This window comes from Burkholderia sp. BCC0419, assembly GCF_902830285.1.
Lineage (GTDB): Bacteria > Pseudomonadota > Gammaproteobacteria > Burkholderiales > Burkholderiaceae > Burkholderia.
Genome location: NZ_CADESR010000001.1, coordinates 1,222,401 through 1,249,315 on the forward strand (window position 1 = coordinate 1,222,401; position 26,915 = coordinate 1,249,315).

The following is a 26,915-nucleotide window of genomic DNA, read 5'->3' on the forward strand; positions in this document are numbered from 1 at the left end:
CGCAGGACCGCTGCCATGTGGATCGACACGCACTGCCATCTCGATGCCGCCGAGTTCGACGCCGACCGCGACGCGGTCGCGCAGGCTGCGCACGCGGCCGGCGTGTCGCGCATCGTGATCCCGAGCATCGGGCGCGACAACTTCACGACGGTGCGCGAACTCGCGCAGCGCACGCCGGGCGCGGCGTACGCGCTCGGCATCCATCCGATGTATACGCCGCAGGCCCGCGACGCGGATCTCGACCGGCTGCGCATGGAGATCGAGGCGAGCCTCGACGATCCGCGTTTCGTCGCGATCGGCGAGATCGGGCTCGACTATTTCGTGCCGGGGCTCGACGAAGACCGGCAGCAGTTCTTCTACCAGGGCCAGCTCAGGCTGGCGCGGGAATTCGATCTGCCGGTGCTGTGCCACGTGCGCAAGTCGCAGGACCGCGTGCTGGCCGGGCTGCGCCGTTTCGGCGTGCGGCGCGGCATCGCGCATGCGTTCAACGGCAGTTTCCAGCAGGCCGAAGCGTATCTGGCGCAGGGGCTGCATCTCGGCTTCGGCGGCAACGTGACCTTCACGCGCGCGCGGCAGATCCGCCGGCTCGCCGCGGAATTACCGCTCGACGCGCTCGTCGTCGAGACCGACGCGCCCGACATCGCGCCCGAATGGGCATACAAATCCCGCAATACGCCCGACCAGGTGCCGCGCATCGGCGGCGTGCTCGCCGAATTGCGCGGGCTCGATGCCGGCGAATTGTCCCTATGCACTTCGGCTAACGCGCTCGCCGCGCTGCCGCGACTCGCACTTTCGTCCGCATAATCGTTGCCGGAACGCGCTGCATTGGCAGGGGCGGCGCCGGGTCGACGAGGAGGCGGAATGCGCGTGTGGTGGATCGCGTTCGCGCTCGGCGTCGTCGTGCTGCAGCGGCAGGCGGCGTTGCCGGGGGCGATCGCATGGGCGGTCGGAGCAGCCGTGCTCGCGGGCTGCGCGGCGCTGGGCGCGTGGTGCGTGCGTCGTCGGCGCACGCGTGCGGTCGTCGTGTGCGGCTGGATGCTGTGCGCGCTCGCGGCCTGCGTCGCGGGGTTCGGCTATGCGGCCGCGCGAGCCGAATGGCGGCTGCGCGACAGTCTGCCGGCAGAGTGGGAAGGGCGCGACATCGTCGTCACGGGCGTGATCCGCGGGTTGCCCGTCGTCGACGAGACAGGCGCGCGGCTGCTGTTCGCGGTCGAATCGAACGATGCGGGGCTCACCCGTTTTCCGCCCTTGATCCGGTTGTCGTGGCGCGCGTATGGCGCATCCGCGACACGCGATGCGCTGCCCGATTTGCATGCGGCCCAGCGCTGGCGTTTCGTCGTGCGTCTCAAGCGTCCGCATGCCGAGGCCAATCCCGGCGTGCGCGACAGCGAGGCGGCGTGGCTCGCCGCGGGCATTCGTGCGATCGGCTATGTCAGTGCGCCGCGTCGGGCGGTATTGCTCGATGCGCGCACATCGGGATGGCGTGCATCGATCGATCGGGTGCGCGACACCCTGCGGGCACGCATCGGCGAGGTGCTCGGTGCCGAAGCGGCGCATCGCGGCATCGTCGCCGCGCTGGCGATCGGCGACCAGTCGGGCATCGGCGACGACGACTGGCGCGTATTGCGCAATACGGGCACGAGCCACCTGGTCGCGATTTCCGGTCTCCATGTCGGGCTGGTCGGCGCGATCGCCGGCTGGCTCGTCTCGATGATCTGGCGCCGCGTGCGCTGGCGCGCGCGGGCCGCGACGCTCGTGTTGCCGGCGCCGTACGCGGCCGCGCTCGCCGCGCTGGCCGCCGCGGCGGGCTACGCCGCGCTCGCCGGCTTCAACGTGCCGGCGCAGCGCGCGTGGTGGATGATCGCGGGCGGCGGCATCGCGTATCTGGCCGGCCGCAGCGTGCCGACGTCCGCGGTGCTGTGCGCGGCGCTCGGCGGCGTGCTGCTCGCCGATCCGTGGGCCGTGCTGTCGGCCGGGTTCTGGCTGTCGTTCGGCGCGGTTGCCGTGATCCTGCTGGCCGTCGCCGGCTGGCGCGCGGTGCGTGAGATCGACGAGATCGACGAAGCGGGCGCGGAAAGCGGCACGGCCGGCTTGCGGCGCCGGTTGCGCGGGTGGGCTACGCGCTGCCGGCGCCGCATCGCCGAGGCGACGCGCGTGCAGTACGCGGTGACGATCGGTCTCGCGCCGCTCACCGCCGCGTGGTTCGCGCAGGTTTCCCTGTCGGGCCCGTTCGGCAATGCGTTCGCGATTCCGTGGGTCAGCTCGGTCGTGACGCCGGTCGTGCTGGCCGGCATCGCGTTGCCGCCGCCGCTCGATACGGCTGCCTTCCGGCTTGCGCATGCGGCGCTCGCACCGATGATGACGCTGCTCGGGCACCTGGCCGACTGGCCGGGCGGCGTGTTCTGGCTGCGTATGCCCGACTGGCCGGTGCTGGCGCTGGCCTGCGTGGGTGTCGTGTGGGCGCTGATGCCGCGCGGCTGGCCGCTGCGCTGGGCGGCGCCGCTCACGTGGCTGCCGCTCGTCGCGCCGGCGCCGGATGCACCGCCGCCGGGCGGCTTCCGGCTGACCGTGCTCGACGTCGGGCAGGGCGCGGCGGTGCTGGTCGAAACCGCGCGGCGGACCTTGCTGTTCGATGCGGGGCCGGGTGCGGAGTCGTCCCACGCCGGTACGCGGATCGTCGCGCCGGCGTTGCGGGCGCGCGGCATCGCGACGATCGATTCGCTCGTGCTCAGTCATGCGGATGCCGATCATGCGGGCGGCGCACCGGCCGTCTATGCGGCCACCGACGTGCGCCAGCTGCTGGCCGGCATTGCGCCGCGGCACCGGCTGTGGCGCGATGCGCAGGCGGCCGGCGTGGCCGATCGGCTGCCTTGTGCGGCCGGGCAGCGGTGGACCTGGGACGGCGTCGTCTTCACGATGCTGTGGCCGCCGGGCGGGGTGGGCACGGGTTCGTCGAACGGACAATCGTGCGTGCTGCGCATCGATGCGGGCGGCACGTCGGCCCTGCTGACGGGCGACATCGAGGCCGCCGCCGAGCGCCGGCTGGTGGCCGATGCGCGCGACGCGCTGGCCGCGCAGATCCTGGTCGTTCCGCACCACGGCAGCCGCACGTCGTCGATCGAGCCTTTCCTCGATTCGGTCGGGCCGCGCGTCGCGGTATTTCCTGTAGGCTATCGCAATCGTTTCGGGCATCCGCACCGGACCGTGCTCGCCCGCTACGAGGCGCGCGGGATTCCGCTGCCGCGTACCGATCGCGACGGCGCCGTGCGGTTCGACGTCGCGCCGGCCGGCGGCGGGTTTGCATTCGCGCGCTATCGCGACGAACGGCGCCGGTACTGGATGGACCGGTAAGCGCGGCGAAGGCCGGCGTATCAGGACAGAAAGCGCGGGGCCGGCGTAGCGTGCCGAAGCACGGTTCCAACAGAATACGAAGCATGGGACTGGCGTAAGCGCTGAAGCACCCACTCCCGCCGACCGCGAAGCATGGGGTGGGAGTAAGTGCTGAAGCACTAACTCCCACCGACCGCGAAGCATGGGACGGGAGTAGGTGCTGAAGCACCCACTCCCGTCGACAAAGGAGACATCGGCGTTTTGAAGGACATCCTCCACTTCTCGCATGCGAACGGCTTCCCGGCGTCGACGTACCGGACGATCTTCGCCGAACTGGCCGACGACTACGAGCTGCGCTACATCGAACGGATCGGCCACGACCGCCGCTACCCGGTGACGCGCGACTGGCCGCATCTCGTCGAGCAACTGCTCGACGACATCGGCAGCCGCTACGAGCGCCCGGTCTGGCTCGTCGGCCATTCGCTCGGCGGCTACCTGTCGTTGATGGCTGCGCTGAAGAAGCCGCAGTGGGTGCGCGGCGTCGTGATGATCGACTCACCGATCATCGCGGGCTGGCGTGCCGGCGCGCTGCGCGCGAGCCAGTGGGCGGGGCTCGACGAGCGGCTGTCGCCGGCCGCGGCGACGCGCAACCGGCGCACGCGCTGGATGAGCCGCGACGAAGTGTGGCGGCACTTCCGCGAGAAGCCCGCGTTCGCGCGCTGGGACGAGCGGATGCTCGCCGACTATATCGACCACGGGATTCCGCAGGCCGGCGCCGACGGCGAGCGCGCGCTCGCATTCGACCGGCAGGTCGAATACCTGATCTACCGGACGCTGCCGCACACGCTGGGCCCGCGGCTCGCGCACGGTGCGCCGGTGCCGCTAGGCTTCCTCGCCGGCACGCGCTCGCGCGAGGTGCGGCAGGTCGGGCTCGATGCGACGCGCCGCGCGACGCGCGGGCGCATCGAATGGCTGGAGGGCAGCCATCTGTTCCCGATGGAACGGCCGATCGAGACCGCGCGCGCATTGCAGCGGATGCTGAATTCGCTGAAGGCGGAAGAGGGCAGCGCTTTGCAGACCGGCGCGCCGCTCGCGAAGCGCGCCTGACGTTTCGTCGGGCGGCCGGAACGCCCGCCGGCGCATGCGCGCGGCGCCGACCGGCCGGCCGGTTCGCGCCACCGCGCACGGTCGGCGCGGGCCGGCGCGGGTCGGCCCGAAAGGGCGCGATCATCGCGCCAATTGCTGAGAAAAGGGCGGGCTTTACGGTATAATCCGTTTTTCCCGCGAGCATCCAGCGATGACCAAATATGTTTTCGTCACCGGCGGCGTAGTTTCTTCCCTCGGCAAGGGTATTGCCGCCGCCTCTCTCGCCGCGATCCTCGAATCGCGCGGTCTGAAAGTCACCCTCCTCAAACTCGATCCCTACATCAACGTCGATCCCGGCACGATGAGCCCGTTCCAGCACGGCGAAGTGTTCGTGACGGAAGACGGAGCGGAGACCGACCTCGACCTCGGCCACTATGAGCGCTTCATCAGCACGAAGATGCGCAAGGCCAACAACTTCACGACCGGCCAGATCTACGAATCGGTGATCCGCAAGGAACGCCGCGGCGACTATCTCGGCAAGACCGTGCAGGTCATTCCGCACATCACGAACGAAATCCAGGCGTTCATCGAGCGCGGGGCGGCATCGGCCACCTGCGGCGAGCCGGACGTCGCGATCGTCGAGATCGGCGGCACGGTCGGCGACATCGAGTCGCTGCCGTTCCTCGAGGCCGCGCGCCAGATGAGCCTGCGCCTCGGCCGCAACAGTGCGTGCTTCGTGCACCTGACGCTCGTGCCGTACGTCGCGACGGCCGGCGAGCTGAAGACGAAGCCGACCCAGCACAGCGTGCAGAAGCTGCGCGAGATCGGCATCCTGCCGCACGTGCTGCTGTGCCGCGCGGACCGCCGCATCCCCGACGACGAATCGAAGAAGATCTCGATGTTCTCGAACGTGCCCGAAGACGCCGTGATCTCGGTGTGGGACGCCGACAGCATCTACAAGATTCCGCAGATGCTGCACGACCAGGGCCTCGACCGGATCATCTGCGAGGAACTGAAGCTGTCGCCGAAGGACGCCGACCTGAGCATGTGGTCGGAACTCGTCGAGAAGCTCGAGAACCCGCAGCACGAAGTGACGATCGGCATGGTCGGCAAGTACGTCGATCTGACCGAGTCGTACAAGTCGCTGATCGAGGCGCTGCGCCATGCGTCGATCCACACGTCGACCAAGGTCAACATCGAATACATCGACTCGGAAGAGCTCGAGGCGAACGGTGTCGACAGCCTGAAGCATCTCGACGCCGTGCTGGTGCCGGGCGGTTTCGGCCGTCGCGGCACGGAAGGCAAGATCGCCGCGGTTCGCTACGCGCGCGAGTCGAAGGTCCCGTATCTCGGCATCTGTCTTGGCATGCAGCTCGCGGTGATCGAATTCGCGCGCGACGTCGTCGGCCTGAAGCAGGCGAACAGCACGGAATTCGATCCGGACACGCCGGAACGCGTGGTCGCGCTGATCACCGAATGGTATGACCGCGACGGCAAGGTCGAGACGCGCACCGAGGAATCCGATCTCGGCGGCACGATGCGCCTCGGCTCGCAACGCTGCCCGATCAAGCCCGGCACGATGGCCGCAGAGATCTATGGCAAGGACGTGAACGAGCGCCATCGCCACCGTTATGAAGTCAATAACCGCTTCGTGCCCCAGCTCGAAGCCGGCGGCCTTATCATCAGCGCCCGTACCCCGAGCGAGGATCTGCCGGAAATGATGGAGCTGCCGCGTTCGATGCACCCGTGGTTCGTCGGCGTCCAGTTCCACCCGGAATTCACGTCCACGCCGCGTGACGGTCATCCGCTGTTCAAGTCGTTCGTCGAAGCCGCGCTCGCCAACAAGCAAGCGCGTGGAGTGCAAGCATGAAGCTGTGCGATTTCGAGGTCGGTCTCGACAAGCCTTTCTTCCTGATCGCGGGTACCTGCGTCGTCGAATCGGAGCAAATGACGATCGATACGGCGGGTCGCCTGAAGGAGATCTGCGAGAAGCTGAACGTTCCGTTCATCTACAAGTCGTCGTACGACAAGGCAAACCGCAGCTCGGGCAAATCGTTTCGCGGCCTCGGAATGGACGAGGGCCTGCGGATCCTCGGCGAAGTGAAGCGCCAGCTCGGCCTGCCGGTGCTGACCGACGTGCATGCGATCGAAGAGATCGAGCAGGTCGCGTCTGTCGTCGACGTGCTGCAGACGCCGGCGTTCCTGTGTCGTCAGACCGATTTCATCCATGCGTGCGCGCGCTCGGGCAAGCCCGTCAACATCAAGAAGGGCCAGTTCCTCGCGCCGCACGACATGAAGAACGTGATCGACAAGGCGCGCGACGCCGCACGTGAGGCCGGTCTGTCGGAAGACCGCTTCATGGCGTGCGAGCGCGGCGTCTCGTTCGGCTACAACAATCTCGTGTCGGACATGCGTTCGCTCGCGATCATGCGCGAGACGAACGCGCCGGTCGTGTTCGATGCGACCCACTCGGTGCAGTTGCCGGGCGGGCAGGGCACGAGCTCGGGCGGCCAGCGCGAATTCGTGCCGGTGCTCGCACGTGCGGCGGTCGCGACGGGCGTCGCGGGCCTCTTCATGGAAACGCATCCGAATCCGGCCGAGGCGAAGTCGGACGGCCCGAATGCGGTGCCGCTGAACCGGATGGGTGCGCTGCTGGAGACGCTCGTCACGCTCGACCAGGCGGTGAAGCGCAATCCGTTCCTGGAAAACGATTTCAATTAAAGATCGAATGAACCTTGCGACGGCTTCGCGCGTCTGTAGCGAAAGCGGTTCCGGCACGCACGCCGTCGCAGTTTGAAGAATCCATCGTCATTCTCAGAGGAAACCCATGAGTGCAATCGTAGATATCATCGGCCGCGAGATTCTGGATTCGCGCGGCAACCCCACCGTCGAATGCGACGTGCTGCTCGAATCGGGCACGATGGGCCGCGCGGCGGTGCCGTCGGGCGCATCCACCGGCTCGCGTGAAGCGATCGAACTGCGCGACGGCGAAGCCGGCCGCTACAACGGCAAGGGCGTGCTGAAGGCGGTCGAGCACATCAACACCGAAATCTCCGAAGCCATCATGGGCCTCGACGCGTCGGAACAGGCGTTCCTCGACAAGACGCTGCTCGAACTGGACGGTACCGACAACAAGTCGCGTCTCGGCGCGAACGCGATGCTGGCCGTGTCGATGGCCGTCGCGAAGGCCGCCGCTGAAGAAGCCGGCCTGCCGCTGTACCGCTACTTCGGCGGTTCGGGCGCGATGCAACTGCCGGTGCCGATGATGAACATCGTCAACGGCGGCGCGCACGCGAACAACAGCCTGGACATCCAGGAATTCATGATCGTCCCGGTCAGCCAGCCGACGTTCCGTGAAGCGCTGCGTTGCGGCGCGGAAGTATTCCACGCGCTGAAGAAGATCCTGAGCGACCGCGGCATGAGCACGGCGGTGGGCGACGAAGGCGGTTTCGCACCGAACTTCGGCAGCAACGACGAGTGCCTGTCGACGATCCTGCAGGCGATCGAGAAGGCCGGCTACCGTGCGGGCGAAGACGTGCTGCTCGCGCTCGACTGCGCGGCATCCGAGTTCTACCACGACGGCAAGTACCAGCTCGCGGGCGAAGGCCTGCAACTGTCGTCGGCCGAATTCACCGACTACCTCGCAACGCTCGCCGACAAGTTCCCGATCGTGTCGATCGAGGACGGCATGCACGAAAGCGACTGGGACGGCTGGAAGCTGCTGACCGATCGCCTCGGCAAGACGGTGCAGCTCGTCGGCGACGACCTGTTCGTCACGAACACGCGCATCCTGAAGGAAGGCATCGAGAAGGGCATCGCGAACTCGATCCTCATCAAGATCAACCAGATTGGTACGCTGACCGAAACGTTCGCGGCGATCGAAATGGCGAAGCGCGCGGGCTACACGGCCGTGATCTCGCACCGCTCGGGCGAAACGGAAGATTCGACGATCGCGGACATCGCGGTCGGCCTGAACGCCGGTCAGATCAAGACGGGTTCGCTGTCGCGCAGCGACCGCATCTCGAAGTACAACCAGTTGCTGCGTATCGAGGAAGATCTCGGCGACATCGCGAGCTACCCGGGCAAATCGGCTTTCTATAACCTGCGCTAACGCGCTACTATCGGGTTCGTCATCTCGACGCCGCTCTGTGCCTGTGCGCGGAGCGGCGCTTCTTATATCTGCGTCTCTTACATGCGGCTTGTCACTGTCGTCCTGATTGCCTTGCTGGCGCTCATTCAGTACCCCCTATGGTGGGGACACGGCGGCTGGCTGCGGGTGCACGAATTGCGTCAGCAGCTCGACGACCAGCTTCAGAAGAACGCGGACGAGAAGCTGCGCAACGAGCGCACCGCCGGTGAAGTGCAGGATCTGCAGAGCGGCACCGCGGCGATCGAGGAGCGTGCGCGCTACGAGATGGGCATGGTGAAGGACGGCGAAGTGTTCGTGCAGTTCGTGTCGCCGAACGCGCCTGCAGGGCCGCTGAACAACACGCCGTCTAATACGTCGACGCGCGGCACCGTCTCCGCGGCGCCGGTGCGGGTCGTGCCGAATCCGCAGTCGATCGCGAAACCGTCGCGGCATCACGGCGGCGACAAGGGCAAGGCGGCGCATCACTGAGCGCGGTACGTCGAATCCATTGAAAAAGCGCGGGAAATGCCGCGCTTTTTTATTTCCTGCCAGTCGTCAATCGATCGGGCGATGCCTGCTCACCACCACCAGCCCGGGTAGCCGTAACTGACGCCGGTGCCCCAGCGATTCCCCCATCCGCCGTAGTACCCGCCGTAGACCGTCACGGGCGGCGGCGAGTAATAGGCCCACGCGCGCGCGGCCGCTTCGGCTGCCATCGCGCTGTTCTGCTCGCGCAGGACCTGCTGGTCGATCTCGTCGTAGCGCTTGCGTTCGGCGCTCGACAGCACGGGCGGCTGGCCGCCCGACGCACCCGGTTCGGGCAGGCGGCTCAGGAGCGTGGAAGTCGGCGGCGGCATCGCGCAGCCGGCAAGCGCGAGCGTCCCGGCGGCCGTGCTCGTCAGGACGAGGGTGCGAATGGTGCAAAACGGGCGGAGGCGATTCATGTGTTTCTCCTGCAGCGCGCCGATCGTGAAAGCGGCTGGCGTGGAAGGCCGGGCCTCCGGCGCCTGAGCCGCGCATGCGGCGCTCGTGCGTCATTATGCGCCCGTGCCGCGCCGGTGGCGGGCACGGGCGCGCGGCTCAGTGACGCTGATCGGTCGCGGGCGCGATGCCGGTTTCGACACCGGGTGCCGCGAACAGTTGCGCGACGTCGACCGGATCGAATTCGTAGCGCTGGTTGCAGAATTCGCAGTGGATCTCGACGTGGCCGCGCTCGACGATCACGCTGTCGACTTCTTCATGACCGAGCATGCGCAGCATCGCACCGACCTTCTCGCGCGAGCACGAACACTGGAACCGCGTGCCGGCCGGTTCGAAGTGCTGCACGTTTTCCTGCCAGAACAGCCGGCGGAACACGACTTCCGGTTCGACCTCGAGCAGTTCTTTCGCGGACAGCGTGCCGCCGAGCGTGCACACGCGCTCCCACGTGTCGATATCGGTTTCGGCGTTGCGCGGCACGATGCCGCCGTCGCCCGGCAGCTTCTGCAGCAGCATGCCGACCGCGCGGTCGCGATCGGCCGCGAGCCACAGCCGCGTGTCGAGCTGCTCCGAGTGATGCATGTAGTGCTCGAGTACCTGCGACACCGATTCGAGCGGGCCGTCGACGCCGTTCAGCGGCACGATGCCCTGGTACGGCTGTTGGCCCGGCAGCTTGTCGGCCGGGTCGAGCGTGATCACGCAGCGGCCGTGGCCGCTCGCGTTGACGAGCGCCGCGAAGCTCGTGTCGTCGCCGATCGTCTGCGCGGCGTCACCCGCGAACTTCGCGGTGGCCCGCATCGACAGATCGGACCCGCACTGGACGACCAGCATCTGGACCGGCCCGTCGCCGAAGATCTGCATGATCAGGGTGCCGTGAAATTTCAGGTTCGCGGACAGCAGCGCGCACGCGGCCATCATCTCGCCGAGCACCGTGCGCACGGGGGCAGGGTAGTCGCGGCGGGCGAGCACTTCCTGCCACGTGTTGCGCAGCGAAACGATCTCGCCGCGCACGGGCGCCGCATTGAACATGAATTTCTGTAACTGGTCGCTCACTCTTCTTCCTTGAAATCCGTGCGAATCACCCGATCCGCACGAGTTGCTCCTTGAAATGCGCGCGTCGCTCGACATACGTCTTCGCGTTTGCGCGCAGCCGCGCGACGTCTTCGGCCGACAGCTCGCGCACGACTTTCGCCGGTGCGCCGAGAATCAGCGAGTTGTCCGGGAACGTCTTGCCTTCCGTCACGACCGCGCCGGCACCGACCAGACAGTTGCGGCCGATGACCGCTCCATTCAAGACCACCGCCTGAATCCCGATCAGCGAACCTTCGCCGATCGTGCAGCCGTGCAGCATGGCCTGGTGCCCGATCGTCACGTTTTCGGCAATCGTCAGCGGAAAGCCCGGGTCGGTATGCAGGACGGCGCCTTCCTGGACGTTGCTGCCGGCGCCGACCGTAATCGTCTCGTTGTCGCCGCGAATCGTCGCGCCGAACCACACGCTCGCGTTTTCCTCGAGCACGACCTTGCCGATGATGGCCGCCGTATCGGCGACGAACACGCTTTCGTGGATCGTCGGGGCCGTCTCGCCCAGCTTGTAGATCGTCACGGAGTCTCCTTGTCTGTTCGATGATGGGCGCCGGTAGAATGGCGCGTCCGGTTTGCCCGGCGCATGGCGCCGCGGAACAAACGCATATTGTAAACCGTCGCGTGCCTGTGCTCCCGCGATGCGTACGCAAGGTGTCCCCGTTTATGAGCATCACGTCTTCTTCTTTCAGCCAGGCGCCGACCTGTGTGCGCAGCGTGGCGCTCGATGCGCTGCGTGTTGCCGAGCCGGCGGCTAAGGCCGCGCAGGTGCGCGCGCTGTACGATGCGCTACTGGCCGGGCAGGCCGCGATCGCGCCGTCGCTTCAACTGCGCGAACCGGCCGATCTGCCCGGGCGCCCGGCGCGGCCGCCGCTCGTCGAGCCGCGCCAGCTCGAGCGGCGCAGCATGCGGTCGCCCGAAGGGCGCGCCGTGCTGCTGCACGCGCTCGCCCATATCGAATTCAATGCGATCAATCTGGCGCTCGACGCCGTGTGGCGCTTCGCCGGGCAGCCGGCCGCGTTCTATGCGGACTGGCTGAAGGTCGCGGCCGAGGAGGCCTATCATTTCACGCTGCTGTCCGACCGGCTCGCGGCATTCGGGCACGCATACGGCGATTTTCCCGCGCACAACGGCCTGTGGGAGATGTGCGAGCGGACCAAGGACGACGTGCTGGCGCGCATGGCGCTCGTGCCGCGGACGCTCGAGGCCCGCGGGCTCGACGCGTCGCCGCCGATCCGCGCGCGGCTCGTGCAGGCGGGCGACGACGTGTCGGCCGCGATCCTCGACGTGATCCTGCGCGACGAAATCGGCCATGTCGCGATCGGCAACCGCTGGTTCCGCCATTTGTGCGACGCAGCCGGCCGCGACCCCGTGCCGACCTATCGGCAGCTCGCCGGGCAATACCACGCGCCGCGGCTGCGCGGGCCGTTCAATTTCGATGCGCGGCGCGATGCCGGCTTCGAGCAGGCCGAACTCGACGAACTGGCCGCGCAGGATGCGGCGGACGGGAGCGCCGCTCATTAGCCGGATCGCTTTCGGCTGCGTCCGGGGCGGCCGTCGGCGGGCTCGCGTGCCCGCGGCCGATGGCATCTTCCTGCTTGGCCCCGTACGACCTCGCCGCTAGAGCGCTACCTCGATCGCCGGCTGCCGGAACCGGGGCGTCGCCGCTATAATCGAACGACCATTCTTTTTTTGGCGGCTGCAATGAGTGCCTCGAGCTCTGTTTCCGATTTCGTCACGGTGCGCGGCGTCCAGCTGCATGTGCGGCGCTGGGGCCGGCCCGATGCGCCGACGCTGTTCATGCTGCACGGCTGGATGGACGTCGCGGCGTCGTTCCAGTTCGTCGTCGATGCGCTCGCGGGCGACTGGCAGGTGATCGCGCCCGACGCGCGCGGCTTCGGGCTGTCCGACTGGCCGGTCGCGCGGCAGGGCGGCGGCCACTACTGGTTCCACGAATACCTGGGCGACCTCGATGCGCTCGTCGACCGCTATGCGCCGACCGGCGAGGTCAACCTGGTCGGACACAGCATGGGCGCGAACGTCGTGTGCCTGTATGCCGGCGCACGACCGGAACGCGTGCGGCGCGTGGTCGACCTCGAAGGGTTCGGGCTCGCGCCGGCCCGCGCCGAACAGGCGCCGCGCCGGCTGCGCGGCTGGCTCGACGAGCTGCGCGAGCCGCCCGCGCTGCGGCCGTACGCATCCCTCGACGACGTGGCGGCCCGCCTGATCAAGACCAATCCGCGGCTCGACCCGCGCCGCGCCGCGTTTCTCGCCGCGCACTGGTCGAAACGCGGCGACGACGGCCTCTACCACCTGCTGGCCGACCCGGCGCACAAGATGCCGGGCCCGCTGCTGTACCGGCTCGACGAAGTGATGGCGATCTGGAAGCAGGTGCGCGCGAAGGTGCTGCACGTCGAGGCCGTCAATTCGCCGACGCTCGCGCATCTCGCCGGCGACATCCCGCTGCCCGAATTCAAGGCGCGCTTCAACGCATTCCCCGACTGGCGCGAGAAACTCGTCGAGGATGCCGGCCACATGGTGCATCACGACCAGCCCGCGCAGATCGCGGCGCTGATCGAGGCGTTCTGCGCGTAGGTGCGTGGCGCCGGCGGCACGGCAGGCGGGCGGCGCAATTGCCGCGTTGCAGTAGAATGAGGCCTTACCTGCCATGCCGACAATGAACGCCGATCTCCACTGCCATTCCAATGTTTCCGACGGGTTGCTGTCGCCTGCCGACGTCGCGCGCCGTGCGCATGCGGGCGGCGTGACCCTGTGGGCGCTGACCGACCACGACGAGATCGGCGGCCAGGTGGCGGCGCGCAGCGAGGCGGAAGCGCTCGGCATGCGCTACCTGAGCGGCGTCGAGATCTCGGTCACGTGGGCATCGCGCACCGTGCACATCGTCGGTCTGCACATCGATCCCGCCCATCCGGCGCTGGTCGACGGCCTGTACCGTACGCGCCACGGCCGCGCGGCGCGCGCGCTGGCGATCGCGGAGCAGCTCGCGACGCTCGGCATTCCCGGCGCGTACGAAGGCGCGCTGAAATACGTATCGAATCCCGACCTGATCTCGCGCACGCACTTCGCGCGCTTTCTCGTCGAGAACGGCCACGCCGAATCGACATCCGACGTGTTCGACCGCCTGCTCGGCGACGACAAGCCCGGCTTCGTCCCGCATCGCTGGGCGTCGCTGTCCGACGCGGTCGGCTGGATCCGCGCGGCAGGCGGCGAAGCGGTGGTCGCGCATCCGGGCCGCTATCGCTATACGCCGGTCGAATTCGACGCGTTCTTCGGCGAGTTCATCGATCTCGGCGGCCGCGCGATCGAGGTCATCACGGGCAGTCACACGCCCGACCAGTACCGCGAATACGCGGACGTTGCGCGCCGCTTCGGCTTCGAAGTGTCGCGCGGCTCGGATTTCCACGCGCCGGGCGAGGGCCGTGTCGAGCTCGGCGGCCTGCCGCCGTTGCCGCCCGACCTGACACCGGTCTGGGAGCGCTGGCTCTGACGCCGGGCGGCTTCGGGCCGCCCGCGTGGCCGCCGAGGCGCAAATCCGACTTCTCCCTCTTTACGTGTCCCCATGTCCCAGTTCTTCAGGATTCATCCGGATAATCCGCAGCCGCGCCTGATCAAGCAGGCGGTGGAGATCGTCAGCAAGGGCGGCGTGATCGCGATGCCGACCGATTCGAGCTATGCGCTCGCGTGCCATCTCGACGACAAGGATGCGGTCGAGCGCGTGCGCCGGATTCGCGGCCTCGACGAGAAGCAGCACATGTCGCTGCTCGTGCGCGACCTGTCGGAGCTCGCCAACTTCGCGATGGTCGACAACCGCCAGTACCGGCAGATCAAGTCGGTGACGCCGGGCCCGTACGTGTTCATCCTGCAGGCGACGAAGGAAGTGCCGCGCCGGCTGTCGCACCCGTCGCGCAAGACGATCGGGCTGCGCGTGCCCGATCACGCGATCACGCTCGCGCTGCTGGAGTCGCTCGGCCAGCCGCTGCTCGGCACGACGCTGATCCTGCCGCCGGACGACGAACCGCTGAACGATCCCGAGGAAATCCGCACGCGGCTCGAGAAACAGGTCGACCTCGTGATCGACGGCGGTGCCTGCCCGCGCGAACCGTCGACGGTGATCGACCTGACCGGCGATGCGCCCGAACTCATCCGCGCGGGGCGCGGCGCGCTCGAACCGTTCGGACTCTCGGTCGCGTAAGCGTGCCGTTCATTTTTGCGCGAGTGCGCTTGTTACAATAACGCGATATGGATGCTTCCCTGATACAGACCATCGCCGTCTACGCGCTGCCCGTGATCTTCGCGATCACGCTGCACGAGGCTGCGCATGGCTACGCCGCGCGCCTGCTCGGCGACAACACCGCCTACGCGATGGGGCGCGTGTCGTTCAATCCGATGCGCCACATCGACCCGCTCGGCACGATCGCGATCCCGCTCGCGATGTATTTCCTGACCGGCGGTGCGTTCCTGTTCGGCTATGCGAAGCCGGTGCCGGTGTCGTTCGGCAACCTGCGCAATCCGCGCTGGGGCAGCCTGTGGGTCGCGCTCGCGGGCCCGGCCTGCAACTTCGTGCAGGCGCTCGTCTGGGGCCTGCTGACCCTCGTGCTGCCGGCCGTCGGCGTCGACGAGCCGTTCTTCACGCGGATGGCGTTCGCCGGCGTCAGCGCGAACCTCGTGCTCGGCGTGCTGAACCTGTTTCCGCTGCCGCCGCTCGACGGCGGCCGCATCCTGGCGGCGTTGCTGCCGACCAGGCAATCGATCGCGCTGTCGCGCATCGAGCCGTACGGTTTCATCATCGTCCTCGTGCTCGTCACGACGGGCGTGCTGACGAACTTCTGGCTGCGTCCGCTCGTCAATGTCGGCTACGCCGTCCTGAGCGCCATCCTGTCTCCCTTCGCCTCGCTTTTCTAACGACAATCATGTTCCCAGAACGTATTTTCTCCGGCATGCGACCCACCGGGTCGCTGCACCTCGGTCATTACCACGGCGTGCTGAAAAACTGGGTGAAGCTGCAGTCCGAGTACCCGTGCTTCTTCTGCGTCGTCGACTGGCATGCGCTGACGACGCACTACGAGACGCCCGAGGTCATCGAGAAGAACGTGTGGGACGTGCTGATCGACTGGCTCGCGTCCGGCATCGATCCGGGGCAGGCGACGCTGTTCATCCAGAGCAAGGTGCCGGAGCACGCGGAACTCGCGCTGCTGCTCGGCATGAGCACGCCGCTCGGCTGGCTCGAACGCGTGCCGACCTACAAGGAGCAGATGGAGAAGCTGAAGGACAAGGATCTGTCCACCTACGGCTTCCTCGGCTACCCGGTGCTGATGGCCGCCGACATCCTGCTGTATCGCGGCTCGCTCGTGCCGGTCGGCGAGGACCAGGTGCCGCACGTCGAGATGACGCGCGAGATCGCGCGCCGCTTCAACTACCTGTACGGCCGCGAGCCCGGTTTCGAGGAGAAGGCGCTCGAAGCCGCGAAGAAGCTCGGCGGCAAGCGCGCGAAGCTCTATCACGAGCTGCGCAACGCGTATCAGCAGGAAGGCGACGACGAGGCGCTCGAACAGGCGCGCGCGATGCTGCAGGAATCGCAAAGCCTGTCGATGAGCGATCGCGAGCGCCTGTTCGGCTATCTCGAAGGCTCACGCAAGATCATCCTGGTCGAGCCGCAGGCGCTGCTGACCGAAGCGTCGCGGATGCCGGGCCTCGACGGACAGAAGATGTCCAAGTCGTACGGCAACACGATCGGCCTGCGTGAGGACGCCGAGACGATCACGAAGAAGGTCCGCACGATGCCGACCGATCCCGCACGCGTGCGTCGCACCGATCCGGGCGATCCCGACAAGTGCCCGGTGTGGCAGCTTCACCAGGTCTATACGGACGAAGCGACGCACGAATGGGTGCAGAAGGGCTGCCGCTCGGCGGGCATTGGCTGCCTCGACTGCAAGCAGCCGGTCGTCGAAGGCATCCTGCGCGAACAGCAGCCGATGCTCGAACGTGCGCAGAAGTACATGGACGATCCGTCGCTGCTGCGTGCGATCGTCGCGGACGGTTGCGACAAGGCGCGCAAGTACGCGACGGAAACGATGCGCGACGTGCGCGACGCGATGGGCCTGTCGTACAACTGATCCGGCGCATGAGCGAATCCGTCATCGCCGCCGCGGGCGGCCACGTCGGCCAGGCCGAGCCGTCGCGCTGGGTTGCGCAATGGGCGCGGCTCGTGCCGGCCGGCGGTGCGGTGCTCGACGTCGCCGCGGGCGGCGGCCGCCATGCGCGCTGGTTTGCGTCGCGCGGGCATCCGGTCGTCGCGCTCGACCGCGATCCGGCCGCGCTGGCCGCGTTGCGCGCGATTCCCGGCGTCGACGCCCGCGCGGCCGATCTCGAAGGCGCGCCGTGGCCGCTGCCGGCCGGCGAGCGGTTCGTGGCCGTGATCGTCACGAATTACCTGCATCGTCCGCTCTGGCCCCATCTGCTCGATGCGGTGGCGCCGGGCGGCGTGCTGATCTACGAAACCTTCGCGCAAGGAAACGAAACGGTCGGAAAACCGTCCAACCCCGCGTTCCTGCTCGCCCCGGGCGAGCTGCTGGACGCCGTACGCGGCCACCTGCGGGTGGTCGCGTACGAGGACGGTTTCGTCGCCGCGCCGCGCGAGGCGTTCGTCCAGCGTCTCTGCGCAGTGCGCGAGGGCGCGACCCCGAAGGCGGGGGCGGGAATTCCACGTTACGAACTGCCCGGCTAATCCGCTACAATCCAACGTTTACCGGTACATCAATCAATCGCGTTTCATGGCTAACGGCACCCAAGACGGCATTCAAATCCGCGGCAGCATCCCCGCGATCGTCACCCCGATGCTCGAAGACGGCAGTCTCGACCTGCCGGCGTTTCGCAAACTGGTCGACTGGCACATCGCGGAAGGCACCGATGCGCTCGTCGTCGTCGGTACGAGCGGCGAGTCGGCAACGCTCAGCGTCGAAGAGCACATCCTGATGATCCGCACGGCGGTCGAGCATGCGTCGAAACGCATCCCGATCATCGCGGGCGCGGGCGGCAATTCGACCGCCGAGGCGATCGAGCTGACGAAGCAGGCGAAGGCGGTCGGCGCGGACGCGACGCTGCAGGTCGTGCCGTACTACAACAAGCCGACGCAGGAAGGCATGTACCGCCACTTCCGGACGATCGCCGAAGCGGTCGACCTGCCGGTGATCCTGTACAACGTGCCGGGCCGTACGGTCGCGGACATGACGCACGAGACAACGCTGCGCCTCGCGCAGGTGCCGGGCATCATCGGCGTGAAGGAAGCGACCGGCAACATCGATCGCGCCGCGCACCTGATCAAGGCCGCACCGAAGCATTTCGCGATCTACAGCGGCGACGATCCGACCGCGATCGCACTGATGCTGCTCGGCGGCCACGGCAACATCTCGGTGACGGCGAACGTCGCGCCGCGCGCGATGAGCGAGCTGTGCCGCGCGGCGCTGGCCGGCGACGTAGCGACGGCGCGCGAGCTGCACATGAAGCTGCTGTCGCTGCACAAGAATCTGTTCATCGAGGCGAACCCGATCCCGGTGAAGTGGGCGCTGCAGGCGATGGGCAAGATGCAGGGCGGCATCCGGCTGCCGCTCACGGCGCTCGACGAGCGCTGCCACGATGCCGTGCGTTCGGCCCTCGTCGAGGCCGGCGTTCTCGCCTGATGCCGAGGCGGCCGCGTCCTGCGGCCGCCGGCTCGACCCCTGATCAACCCGCACCGGCCGGCTCCGTCCGGCGCCGCTCCTGACGAGCGTTCTAGCAAGACGAAGGATTTCATGAAACGTTTCGCCTTTTCCTCTCGCGCCATCCAGCTGTCGGTGGTGGCGCTGGCGCTGGGCGCGCTCGCTGGCTGCGATACGCTGAACGACTACCTGGCCCCTGACCGGGTCAACTACAAGAACACCGGCTCGGCGCCGCCGCTCGCGGTGCCGAGCGACCTGAAGCCGGTGCAGACGACGCAGCAGTTCGTCGCGCCGCCGACCAACGCCGGGCTCGGCACGCTGCCGCCGCGGGCCACCACGCAGGCCGGCAACGCGACCGACGGCATCCCGAGCGCGCAGGATCCGCTCGGCATGCACATCGAGCGCGACGGCGATCGCCGCTGGCTCGTCGTCGACGGCCGGACGCCCGAGCAGTTGTGGCCGATCCTGAAGGAGTTCTGGCAGGAGAACGGCTTCTCGCTGAAGACCGATGCGCCGTCGACGGGCATCATGGCTACCGACTGGGCCGAGAACCGCGCGAACATTCCGGACGACTGGTTCCGCCGCACGATCGGCAAGGTCATCGATTTCGCCTATTCGTCGGGTACGCGCGACCGCTTCCGCACGCTCGTGAACCGGACGTCGGACGGCAACACCGACATCTCGATCACGCACAGCGCGATGGAAGAAATGATGGTCGGCCCGCAGGGCGGCACGTCGTCGCGCTGGGAAGAGCGTCCGCGCAATCCGGTGCTCGAAGCCGTGTTCCTGTCGAAGCTGATGCAGAAGTTCGGCCTGACCGACGCGCAGGCGAAGCAGTTGCTGACCGATGCGCGCCCCGCGACGGCGCCGGCGCAGGTCGGCGATACGAGCAGCGGCGCGGCGACGCTGCAACTGGCCGAGTCGTTCGACCGCGCGTGGCTGCGCGTGGGCCTGGCGCTCGACCGGACCAACTTCACGGTCGACAATCGCGACCGCGAGAAGGGCATGTACACCGTGCGCTACGCGAATTCGATGGAAGAGCTCAAGCGTGACGGCCTGTTCGGCAAGCTGTTCTACGGCGGCCCGTCGGCGGCCAAGCCCGGCAAGGAATATCTGATCAACGTGCGCGCGCAGGGCAATGGCGGCACGCAGGTCGCGGTGGTCGGCGCGAACGGCCAGGTCGACAACTCGTCGGACGCGCAGCGGCTCATTTCGCTGCTGCACGCGCAGCTGAACTGAGCGCGTGCGATTCGCCAGCCTCGGAAGCGGCAGCGAAGGCAATGCGCTGGTCGTCGAGGCCTCGAGCGGCACGACGACCACCCGCGTGCTGCTCGACTGCGGCTTTTCCGCCAAGGAGGTCGAGCGCCGGCTCGGCCGACTGAATCTCTGCATCGCCGATCTCGATGCGATCCTCATTACCCATGAACACAGCGATCACGTCGGCAGCGCGCTGACGCTCGCGCGCCGTGCGTCGCTGCCGCTCTACATGAGCTGGGGCACCGCGCGCGCGGTCGGCGCGGACGAGGCCGATGTCGATCTCCACGTGCTGTGGGGCGACGAGACGGCCGCGATACGCGATCTGGCCGTGATGCCCTACACGGTCCCCCACGATGCGCGGGAACCGCTCCAGTTCGTCTTCATGGACGGAAGCCGCCGGCTCGGCGTGCTGACGGACGTCGGGATGGCCACGCCGCACATCACGGCCGTCCTGAGCGGCTGTGACGCGCTGGTGCTCGAATCCAACCACGATACCGCGATGCTGGCCGCCAGCCGCTATCCGCAGTCGCTGAAGGCGCGGATCGGCGGCAACCACGGCCACCTGAGCAACGATGCGGCGGCCGACATCCTCGCGTCGCTCGAACGCAGCCGTCTCCAGCACCTGGTCGCGGCCCATCTGAGCCAGCAGAACAACCAGCCGGAACTGGCCCGCCAGGCGTTTGGCGGCGTACTCGGGACGGACGGGGAAGACGTGATCGTGGCCTCGCAGGACGCGGGCTTCGACTGGTTGACGCTCGGATGAGCGGGCAAGGGCTGCTGCGGCGGCCCCAGGCGGCTGCCGGGCGCTCGATGCGAAAGCGGCAGACGTAAAAAAACCGGCCCTCGGGCCGGTTTTTTTCAGCTGATGCTGAAGGCTTACTGGCTTGCGCCCGAAGCCGGAGCAGCCGTCGCTGCCGAAGCAGCCGACGCCACTGCAGCAGCAGCGTCGCTCGCAGCAGCCGTTGCCGACGAAGCAGCAGCCGAAGCGTCGCTCGCAGCACCAGCAACTGCCGAAGCAGCCGACGAAGCAGCAGCCGATGCGTCGCTAGCAGCCGACGAAGCAGCTTGATCAGCGCTCTTGTTGCAAGCAGCCAGTGCAACAGCAGCCAACAGGGAAGCTACGAGGAGGGATTTCTTCATGATCACGTCCTTTTATGGTTAAAGGTAAGCAACAGCGCGAAACAATACCGGTAATGTGCTCCAACACCGACCTGGGCCGCTGGTGGAGACGCACTTCTAGAGCGTGAATCTTCCCTACGGCTTGGGCGGAAATTATATGCACTTTCCTATCGACCGTCGACAAATGCGGGGTCAATACGTTGTCTTTCCCATACAGAATTTGATCTGTACGGGCATACGGGGCGACTCACACTAATTCCGGCTGCCGACCCGTAGCCAGCCCGCACGATACCACTCGTGCAACAAGGCTGTCATCGAGGGAACCCGGGATAGTGTTACAAACCGTTTCGCCTCCATCTGGCGTTGATTGGCCAGTTCGGGCAGCCATTCATCGGCTTGCTCGAGCGGTCCTTCCTCGCCATTAATGAAGTACGAGCGCGCGTTATACATCAATGCGGCCCTTCTGTCGAGACGCACGCCACGGCGTGATGCTTGCGCGACGAACGCGGCTTCGGACAGCGGACGCTCGGGCGGGTCGAAAACGACGTTCGATTTGGGTTCGCTCAGGTAGCAGCCGAGGAATTCGGCGACGTCGCGCTTGCGCCAGCGGATCGCGTCGACGATCTCGGCGACACGTTCGACCATCGCCGGCGGCAGTTGCGCGGGCGCGTCGACGGCCGGCTGCTTCGGATCGCGGTAGAGGTCGTCGCCGGCCGCGTCGCGCAGGCCGCCGCGCTCCGCGAGGTAGTACAGGAACTGGGCGCCCAGCTCGCCAGCGGACGGGGCCCGGAAGCCGATCGAGCAGGTCATGCACTCGCCTTCGGCAACGCCGTCGTGCGCGATGTGCGGCGGCAGGTACAGCATGTCGCCGGGCTCCAGCACCCATTCGTCGCTCGGCTCGAAGTTTTCGAGGATCTTCAGCGGCACGTCCGGCTGCAGCGACAGATCCTTCTGCGCGCCGACCCGCCAGCGGCGCCGGCCTTCGACCTGCAGCAGGAATACGTCATATGAGTCGAAGTGCGGGCCGACGCCGCCGCCGTCCGTCGCATACGAGATCATCAGGTCGTCCAGCCGCGCGTCGGGGATGAAGCGGAAGCGGTCGAGCAACGCGCGAGCCGCGTCGACGTGCAGGTCGAGCCCCTGCACGAGCAGGGTCCAGGATTTGCGCGTGACCGCAGGCAGCGAGTCGGGCTCGAACGGACCGTGGGCCAGTTGCCACTTGTTACGAAAATGAGTGATCAATCGCGATTCCGCGTCATAGTCGGCGGCGAGCTCGAACAATGCATCGCGCGTGACCGGCGACGCGACGCCGGGGATCGCCTGGCGGATCAGCAGCGGCTTCTTTTGCCAGTAGCCGCGCATGAATTGCGCCGGCGTAAGACCGCCGAGCAGCGGCGTGGGAAGATCGGAGTGCGGCGCGCCGAGCGGGGCGGCAGCGGTATCCCGCGGTTCGGCTTGAGACCGGTTGCGCATCGTATAATGAGACTTGTATTTGGGAGAATTGGATGAAAATCGCAAAAAACACCGTCGTATCGGTCACTTACAAGCTGTCGGACGCACAGGGCAATCTGATCGAGGAAAGCGACGAGCCGATGGTCTATCTGCACGGCGGCTATGATGGCACGTTCCCCAAGATCGAGGAACAGCTCGACGGGCACGAGGCGGGCTACCAGGCGCAGGTCCAGCTCGAGCCGGAGGACGCGTTCGGCGACTACGATCCCGAGCTCGTGAAGATCGAGCCGCGCGATCGTTTTCCCGAGCCGCTCGAAGTGGGCATGCAGTTCGAAGGCACGCCGGAAGACGCTGACGAGGAAGTCGACTCGCTGATCTATACGGTCACCGATATCGCCGAAGACAAGGTCGTGCTCGACGGCAATCACCCGCTGGCGGGCATGGCGCTGCGTTTCGCGCTGACCGTCAAGGACGTTCGCGAAGCCACCGAAGACGAAATCGAGCACGAGCACGCGCATGGCGCGGAAGGGCTCGAGATCGTCGACGAGGATGACGACGAAGACGGCGAAGCGCCGTCAGGGCGTACCCTGCACTGAGCTTGGCAGGCCCGGCGCCGGCCCCGATGCGGGGGGCGGTGCCGGCCACGACGCGCCGCCCGGTGCGGCGCCGTCGCCCTGCAACGGCGGCGCGACCGACGACGAGTCGGGCAGCGCCGGCAGCGCGGGGATTTCCGGCATCTGCGGCAGCGGCACGTCGTCGCGCGGCACGAGCGGCAGGGTGGGCGGTACCGGCAGGTTCTTCGGCACCTCCTGCAGGCTCACGTTGAAGATCGTCTGCCGCGCCGGCGATACGCTTATCTTTACCCACTGATTCGCCGGATGGCGCGGTCCGATCGCGACCCGCGTCACGTTTCCTACCAGCTCACCGTCGTCGGCATGCAGCGGACGGTCGATCAGAAAGCCGTTCGCCAGCGGTTCGCCGCTCGCGTGCATCACCAGGATCGGGCCGCGGAACGTCGCCGCCGCCTTCACCAGCGTTCGTTTCAGTTCACGGAAGCCGTCGCGCACGCGCGACCGGTTGAAACGCAGCCACGCGAAGCGCTCCGAGCGTTCATAGCGTTCGAACTGCGGATCGCCCTCGAAAATCACGACCATCGCGCGCGCTTCGCGCCGCTTTGCATATTCGGCCGCGTGGTCGATCCAGAAGCCGTTCGCGATGATGCGGTCCTCGAATTCGCCGTTGCGGCCGCCCGCCGTCAAATAATGGTTGTTCGGCGCCGGCGCATTGAGTGCGACGTAGACGATGTCGTCGCGCATCCAGCGTGCGTTCTCGCGATATGGCCGGAACCGTGCGACTTCGCTCTCCCGCGTAATCTGCAGCGCACCGGGGTCGGGCAGCGCCGACTCGGCGAGCAGCGTCTGTCGCAGGAAATCGAGCCGCTCGACCGGATCGTAGCCGCCGCCGGCTGCGGTGTTGCACGCGATCCAGTCGTCGTGGCCGGGAATGAACACGAGCGGCACGCGCGCCGAATCCAGGATCGCGCCGCGCTGCGAATACAGCGCGTCGCGGCATGCTTCCTTCGAGCCTTTGAGATCGCCCGCGTAGACGACGAACGCGAGGTTGCGCTCGCGTGCGATCGCATCGAGCAGCCGCTGCGCGGCCGGTTCGTCCGCCGGCCCGTTGATGACGCCCGATACGACCGCGAACGAGTAGGGCGCGGCGCTGCGCTTGGGCGGCGCGGCCAGCGCACCGGCCTGCGCCAGCGCAAGCACCGCCGCGGCGAGCGCGGCGGCGGCGCGGGCCGGCAGGCCCCGCGGAATGCGCTTACGCGTGCCCGTCGGCATCGTGCGACCGGACCAGCGTGCGCAGTTCGTACAGCAGGTCGAGCGCCTCGCGCGGCTTGAGATCGTCGGGATCGATGTCGCGCAGTTTTTCGAGCGCCGGATGCGGCGCGTCGGGCAGCGCCGGCGCGTCCGCGCATTCGAGATCGTCGACGGCCGCCGGCGGCGCGCTGAACAGGTCGAGTTGCGGTGTGTGCTGGGAGGCCGACTGCTGTTCGAGATACGCGAGGTGCTTGCGCGCGGCGCGGATCACCGGCGCCGGGACGCCCGCGAGCTGCGCGACCTGAAGGCCGTAGCTCTGGTTCGCCGGGCCTTCGTTGACCGCGTGCAGGAACACGATCCCGTGACCGTGCTCGACGGCCGACAGGTGGACGTTGGCCGCCTGCGGGAATTCGGCCGGCAATTGCGTCAGCTCGAAGTAGTGCGTCGCGAACAGCGTGTAGCACGCGTTGTGCGCCAGCAGGTGGCGCGCGATGGCCCAGGCGAGCGCGAGGCCGTCGAAGGTCGACGTGCCGCGGCCGATCTCGTCCATCAGCACGAGGCTTTGCGGCGTCGCGTCGTTGAGGATCGCCGCGGCTTCGGTCATCTCGACCATGAAGGTCGAGCGGCCGCCCGCGAGATCGTCGGCTGCGCCGATGCGCGTGAAGATCCGGTCGATCGGGCCGAAGCACGCCGACTTCGCCGGCACGTAGCTGCCGACGTACGCCATCAGCGCGATCAGCGCGGTCTGCCGCATGAATGTGGACTTACCGCCCATGTTCGGCCCGGTGATCAGCAGCAGCTTGCGCTCGGTGCCGAACCGGCAGTCGTTCGCGATGAACTGCTCGACCTGCGCTTCGACCACCGGATGGCGGCCCTGCTCGATTTCGATGCCGATCTCGTCGGTGAAGGTCGGCGCGACCCAGTCGAGCGTGCGTGCGCGTTCGGCGAAGGCGGCGAGCAGGTCGAGCTCGGCGAGGGCCGATGCGACGCGCTGGCACTCGGGGATGAACGGCAGCAGCGCCTGCAGCACCGAGTCGTACAGCGCGCGCTCGCGCGCCAATGCGCGCTCCTGTGCGGACAGCGCCTTGTCCTCGAAGGTCTTCAGTTCCGGCGTGATGTAGCGCTCGGCGTTCTTCAGCGTCTGGCGGCGGCGGTAATCGTCGGGCACCTTGTCGGTCTGGCCGCGCGTGACCTCGATGTAGAAGCCGTGCACCTTGTTGTATTCGACGCGCAGGTTCGCGATGCCGGTGCGCGCGCGCTCGCGCGCTTCGAGATCGATCAGGAACTGCCCGCAGTTCTCCGAAATGTCGCGCAGCTCGTCGAGCTCGGCATCGTAGCCGCGCGCGATCACGCCGCCGTCGCGCACCATCGCGGCCGGCTCGGTGGCGATCGCGCTCGTCAGCAGGTCGAGGCATTCGGCGGGCGGCGCGAGCGCCGCGTCGACGCGCGCGAGCGCATCCGCGTTCGCGACGATCGCGCCGATGCGCTCGCGCAGCGTCGGCAGCGCGGCGAACGTGTCGCGCAGGCTCGACAGGTCGCGCGGGCGCGCGGACAGCAGCGCGAGCCGCCCGGTGATCCGTTCGACGTCGGCGATCTGGCGCAGCGCGCTGCGCAGCGCATCGAGGCTCGCGTTGGCCGGTGCATCGAGCAGCGCGCCGATCGCCTGTTGGCGCGACTGCGCGGCGACCGAGGCGCGCGGCGGGTGATGCAGCCAGTGACGCAGCAGGCGGCTGCCCATCGTCGTGCAGCAGGTGTCGAGCAGCGAATACAGCGTGGGCGACTCGGTGCCGCGCAGTGTCTCGGTCAGTTCGAGGTTGCGGCGCGTGGCCGGATCGAGCCCGATGTATTCGGTTTCGTTCTCGACCTTCAGGCTGCGCACGTGCCGCAGTTGCTGGCCTTGCGTGGCCGCTGCGTAGAGCAGCAGCGCGCCGGCTGCGCCGCACGCGCTCGTCAGCGAATGCGCGCCGAACCCGTCGAGGCTCGCGACGTCGAGCTGGTCGCACAGACGCTGCGTGCCCGACGCGATGTCGAAGTGCCAGGCCGGCACGCGCTTGCTTGCGCCTGCGCCGGCGGGAATGGCGTCGGTCGCACCGTCCGGCGTCAGGATTTCGGCCGGCCGGATGCGTTCGAGCGCGGCGGCAAGCTGCTCGGGCTCGATTTCGGCGAGCCGCAACGCGCCGCTCGCGAGGTTCAGCCACGCGAGGCCGATATTGACCGCGACGCCGCGCTTGTTGTGGCCGGTGCACATCGCGAGCAGGTAGACGTCGTTCTTGTCGGACAGCAGCGCGGCATCGGTCAGCGTGCCGGGCGTGACGACGCGCATGACCTTGCGCTCGACCGGGCCCTTCGACGTGGCCGGATCGCCGATCTGCTCGCAGATCGCGACCGATTCGCCCATCTTCACGAGCTTCGCCAGATACTGCTCGACCGCGTGATGCGGGACGCCGGCCATCTTGATCGGCGTGCCGGCCGACGCGCCGCGCTGCGTGAGGGTCAGGTCGAGCAGGCGTGCCGCTTTTTCCGCATCCTCGAAGAACAACTCGTAGAAGTCGCCCATCCGGTAGAAGACGAGCGTGTCCGGATGATCGGCCTTGATGCGCAGGTACTGCTGCATCATTGGGGTATGGCCGGCAAAGGCCTCGGGCGACAGCGTGGTCATAGGTCAGGCATGAAGTTGTTGCTTGGGTTGCCCGAGTTTACCAGTGGCTTCGATGTGAACGTGCGAAGTTGGCCGTTTGGCCGATTACCGGTGGTGCCGAGGAGTAGCGATTTGAAAGACGGACTCACGCGACTGCCGACCCACGAAGCGTCCGACATCGCCTAACCGCTCCCGAATCGCTGGGCACCCAGCGCCACCAAATTGGCAAGACGGGTTCGCCGCTGCTTACAATCAGAAAAATGAGCGCGCCGATTCTGGAAGAAGCCTTGACGACGCCTACATTGGCG

General features: G+C 67.5%; 25 protein-coding genes. 19 read left to right on the forward strand and 6 right to left on the reverse strand.

All coding sequences use genetic code 11. The annotated features are described in order from the left end of the window. The first annotated feature begins 15 nt into the window (after positions 1-15). The 7 genes from HWW87_RS05380 to ftsB all read left to right on the forward strand — a co-directional run bounded on the left by HWW87_RS05380 (position 16) and on the right by ftsB (position 9,034). A complete protein-coding gene (locus HWW87_RS05380) occupies positions 16-804 on the forward strand; it encodes a TatD family hydrolase (protein WP_175819531.1) in 789 nt (262 codons plus the stop codon). 57 nt (positions 805-861) lie between these two features. After that, positions 862-3,351 carry a DNA internalization-related competence protein ComEC/Rec2 gene (locus HWW87_RS05385; RefSeq protein ID WP_175819532.1) on the forward strand — a complete coding sequence of 830 codons (2,490 nt, stop codon included), beginning with the start codon at positions 862-864 and terminating at the stop codon, positions 3,349-3,351. A 240-nt stretch (positions 3,352-3,591) separates the two neighbouring features. Then, the gene (locus HWW87_RS05390; RefSeq protein WP_175819533.1) at positions 3,592-4,437 is read left to right on the forward strand and encodes an alpha/beta hydrolase; all 846 of its coding nucleotides are present in this window, start codon (positions 3,592-3,594) and stop codon (positions 4,435-4,437) included. A 190-nt stretch (positions 4,438-4,627) separates the two neighbouring features. Continuing rightward, the gene (locus HWW87_RS05395; RefSeq protein ID WP_175819534.1) at positions 4,628-6,286 is read left to right on the forward strand and encodes a CTP synthase; all 1,659 of its coding nucleotides are present in this window, start codon (positions 4,628-4,630) and stop codon (positions 6,284-6,286) included. Beyond that, positions 6,283-7,137, forward strand: a complete 855-nt coding sequence (gene kdsA / locus HWW87_RS05400; RefSeq protein WP_175819535.1) for a 3-deoxy-8-phosphooctulonate synthase — start codon at positions 6,283-6,285, stop codon at positions 7,135-7,137. Before HWW87_RS05395 ends, kdsA begins: the two co-directional genes overlap by 4 nt. 106 nt (positions 7,138-7,243) lie before the next feature. Continuing rightward, positions 7,244-8,527, forward strand: a complete 1,284-nt coding sequence (eno, locus tag HWW87_RS05405; RefSeq protein WP_175819536.1) for a phosphopyruvate hydratase — start codon at positions 7,244-7,246, stop codon at positions 8,525-8,527. Between the two features lie 81 nt (positions 8,528-8,608). Continuing rightward, on the forward strand, positions 8,609-9,034 hold the full coding sequence (ftsB, locus tag HWW87_RS05410) for a cell division protein FtsB (protein WP_027784847.1): 426 nt from the start codon (positions 8,609-8,611) through the stop codon (positions 9,032-9,034). Positions 9,035-9,123: 89 nt separating this feature from the next. Here ftsB and HWW87_RS05415 read toward each other — a convergent pair whose 3' ends face one another. The 3 genes from HWW87_RS05415 to HWW87_RS05425 all read right to left on the reverse strand — a co-directional run bounded on the left by HWW87_RS05415 (position 9,124) and on the right by HWW87_RS05425 (position 11,126). Continuing rightward, on the reverse strand, positions 9,124-9,489 hold the full coding sequence (locus HWW87_RS05415; protein ID WP_174431793.1) for a hypothetical protein: 366 nt from the start codon (positions 9,487-9,489) through the stop codon (positions 9,124-9,126). A gap of 136 nt (positions 9,490-9,625) precedes the next feature. Beyond that, a complete protein-coding gene (hslO, locus tag HWW87_RS05420) occupies positions 9,626-10,576 on the reverse strand; it encodes an Hsp33 family molecular chaperone HslO (protein WP_175819537.1) in 951 nt (316 codons plus the stop codon). Between the two features lie 25 nt (positions 10,577-10,601). Then, the gene (locus HWW87_RS05425) at positions 10,602-11,126 is read right to left on the reverse strand and encodes a gamma carbonic anhydrase family protein (RefSeq protein ID WP_006478410.1); all 525 of its coding nucleotides are present in this window, start codon (positions 11,124-11,126) and stop codon (positions 10,602-10,604) included. A 143-nt stretch (positions 11,127-11,269) separates the two neighbouring features. Between HWW87_RS05425 and HWW87_RS05430 the strand changes: the two genes are divergently transcribed. From HWW87_RS05430 to HWW87_RS05480, 11 genes are all read left to right on the forward strand, one after another. Continuing rightward, the gene (locus HWW87_RS05430) at positions 11,270-12,127 is read left to right on the forward strand and encodes a ferritin-like domain-containing protein (protein WP_175819538.1); all 858 of its coding nucleotides are present in this window, start codon (positions 11,270-11,272) and stop codon (positions 12,125-12,127) included. 180 nt (positions 12,128-12,307) lie between these two features. Continuing rightward, positions 12,308-13,198, forward strand: a complete 891-nt coding sequence (locus HWW87_RS05435; protein ID WP_174431797.1) for an alpha/beta hydrolase — start codon at positions 12,308-12,310, stop codon at positions 13,196-13,198. A gap of 82 nt (positions 13,199-13,280) precedes the next feature. Next, positions 13,281-14,111 (forward strand): 3',5'-nucleoside bisphosphate phosphatase, encoded by an 831-nt coding sequence (locus HWW87_RS05440; RefSeq protein ID WP_175820678.1) that lies wholly within the window; start codon positions 13,281-13,283, stop codon positions 14,109-14,111. A gap of 72 nt (positions 14,112-14,183) precedes the next feature. Next, positions 14,184-14,816: an L-threonylcarbamoyladenylate synthase gene (locus HWW87_RS05445; RefSeq protein ID WP_174431798.1), complete on the forward strand. Its 633-nt coding sequence runs from the start codon at positions 14,184-14,186 to the stop codon at positions 14,814-14,816. A 47-nt stretch (positions 14,817-14,863) separates the two neighbouring features. Continuing rightward, entirely contained in the window at positions 14,864-15,526 is a 663-nt protein-coding gene (locus HWW87_RS05450; RefSeq protein WP_011549479.1) for a site-2 protease family protein, read from the forward strand. A gap of 8 nt (positions 15,527-15,534) precedes the next feature. Beyond that, entirely contained in the window at positions 15,535-16,737 is a 1,203-nt protein-coding gene (locus tag HWW87_RS05455) for a tryptophan--tRNA ligase (protein ID WP_174431800.1), read from the forward strand. A gap of 8 nt (positions 16,738-16,745) precedes the next feature. Then, positions 16,746-17,348 (forward strand): class I SAM-dependent methyltransferase, encoded by a 603-nt coding sequence (locus HWW87_RS05460; RefSeq protein WP_175819539.1) that lies wholly within the window; start codon positions 16,746-16,748, stop codon positions 17,346-17,348. A gap of 46 nt (positions 17,349-17,394) precedes the next feature. Beyond that, complete coding sequence (gene dapA / locus HWW87_RS05465) at positions 17,395-18,300, forward strand: 4-hydroxy-tetrahydrodipicolinate synthase (RefSeq protein ID WP_175819540.1); 906 nt, start codon at positions 17,395-17,397, stop codon at positions 18,298-18,300. Between the two features lie 111 nt (positions 18,301-18,411). Continuing rightward, positions 18,412-19,557, forward strand: coding sequence for an outer membrane protein assembly factor BamC (gene bamC, locus HWW87_RS05470; protein ID WP_175819541.1), 1,146 nt, complete (start codon positions 18,412-18,414; stop codon positions 19,555-19,557). Positions 19,558-19,561: 4 nt separating this feature from the next. Continuing rightward, positions 19,562-20,338, forward strand: a complete 777-nt coding sequence (locus HWW87_RS05475) for an MBL fold metallo-hydrolase (protein ID WP_175819542.1) — start codon at positions 19,562-19,564, stop codon at positions 20,336-20,338. 121 nt (positions 20,339-20,459) lie between these two features. Further along, a complete protein-coding gene (locus tag HWW87_RS05480) occupies positions 20,460-20,624 on the forward strand; it encodes a hypothetical protein (RefSeq protein ID WP_174389636.1) in 165 nt (54 codons plus the stop codon). A gap of 322 nt (positions 20,625-20,946) precedes the next feature. On the opposite strand, the gene HWW87_RS05485 is transcribed toward HWW87_RS05480, so the two are convergent. Continuing rightward, entirely contained in the window at positions 20,947-22,167 is a 1,221-nt protein-coding gene (locus HWW87_RS05485) for a cupin domain-containing protein (protein WP_175819543.1), read from the reverse strand. Between the two features lie 32 nt (positions 22,168-22,199). On the opposite strand from HWW87_RS05485, the gene HWW87_RS05490 reads away from it, so the two are divergent. Then, positions 22,200-22,742, forward strand: coding sequence for a peptidylprolyl isomerase (locus HWW87_RS05490; protein ID WP_174431805.1), 543 nt, complete (start codon positions 22,200-22,202; stop codon positions 22,740-22,742). Here the strand turns inward: HWW87_RS05490 and HWW87_RS05495 are convergent. Both HWW87_RS05495 and mutS read right to left on the reverse strand, forming a co-directional pair. Next, positions 22,722-23,990 carry a hypothetical protein gene (locus HWW87_RS05495; protein ID WP_175819544.1) on the reverse strand — a complete coding sequence of 423 codons (1,269 nt, stop codon included), beginning with the start codon at positions 23,988-23,990 and terminating at the stop codon, positions 22,722-22,724. The two genes, HWW87_RS05490 and HWW87_RS05495, sit on opposite strands and share 21 nt — an antisense overlap. Next, entirely contained in the window at positions 23,971-26,628 is a 2,658-nt protein-coding gene (mutS, locus tag HWW87_RS05500) for a DNA mismatch repair protein MutS (RefSeq protein WP_175819545.1), read from the reverse strand. The genes HWW87_RS05495 and mutS overlap by 20 nt, the downstream gene beginning before the upstream one ends. Between the last annotated feature and the right edge of the window lie 287 nt (positions 26,629-26,915).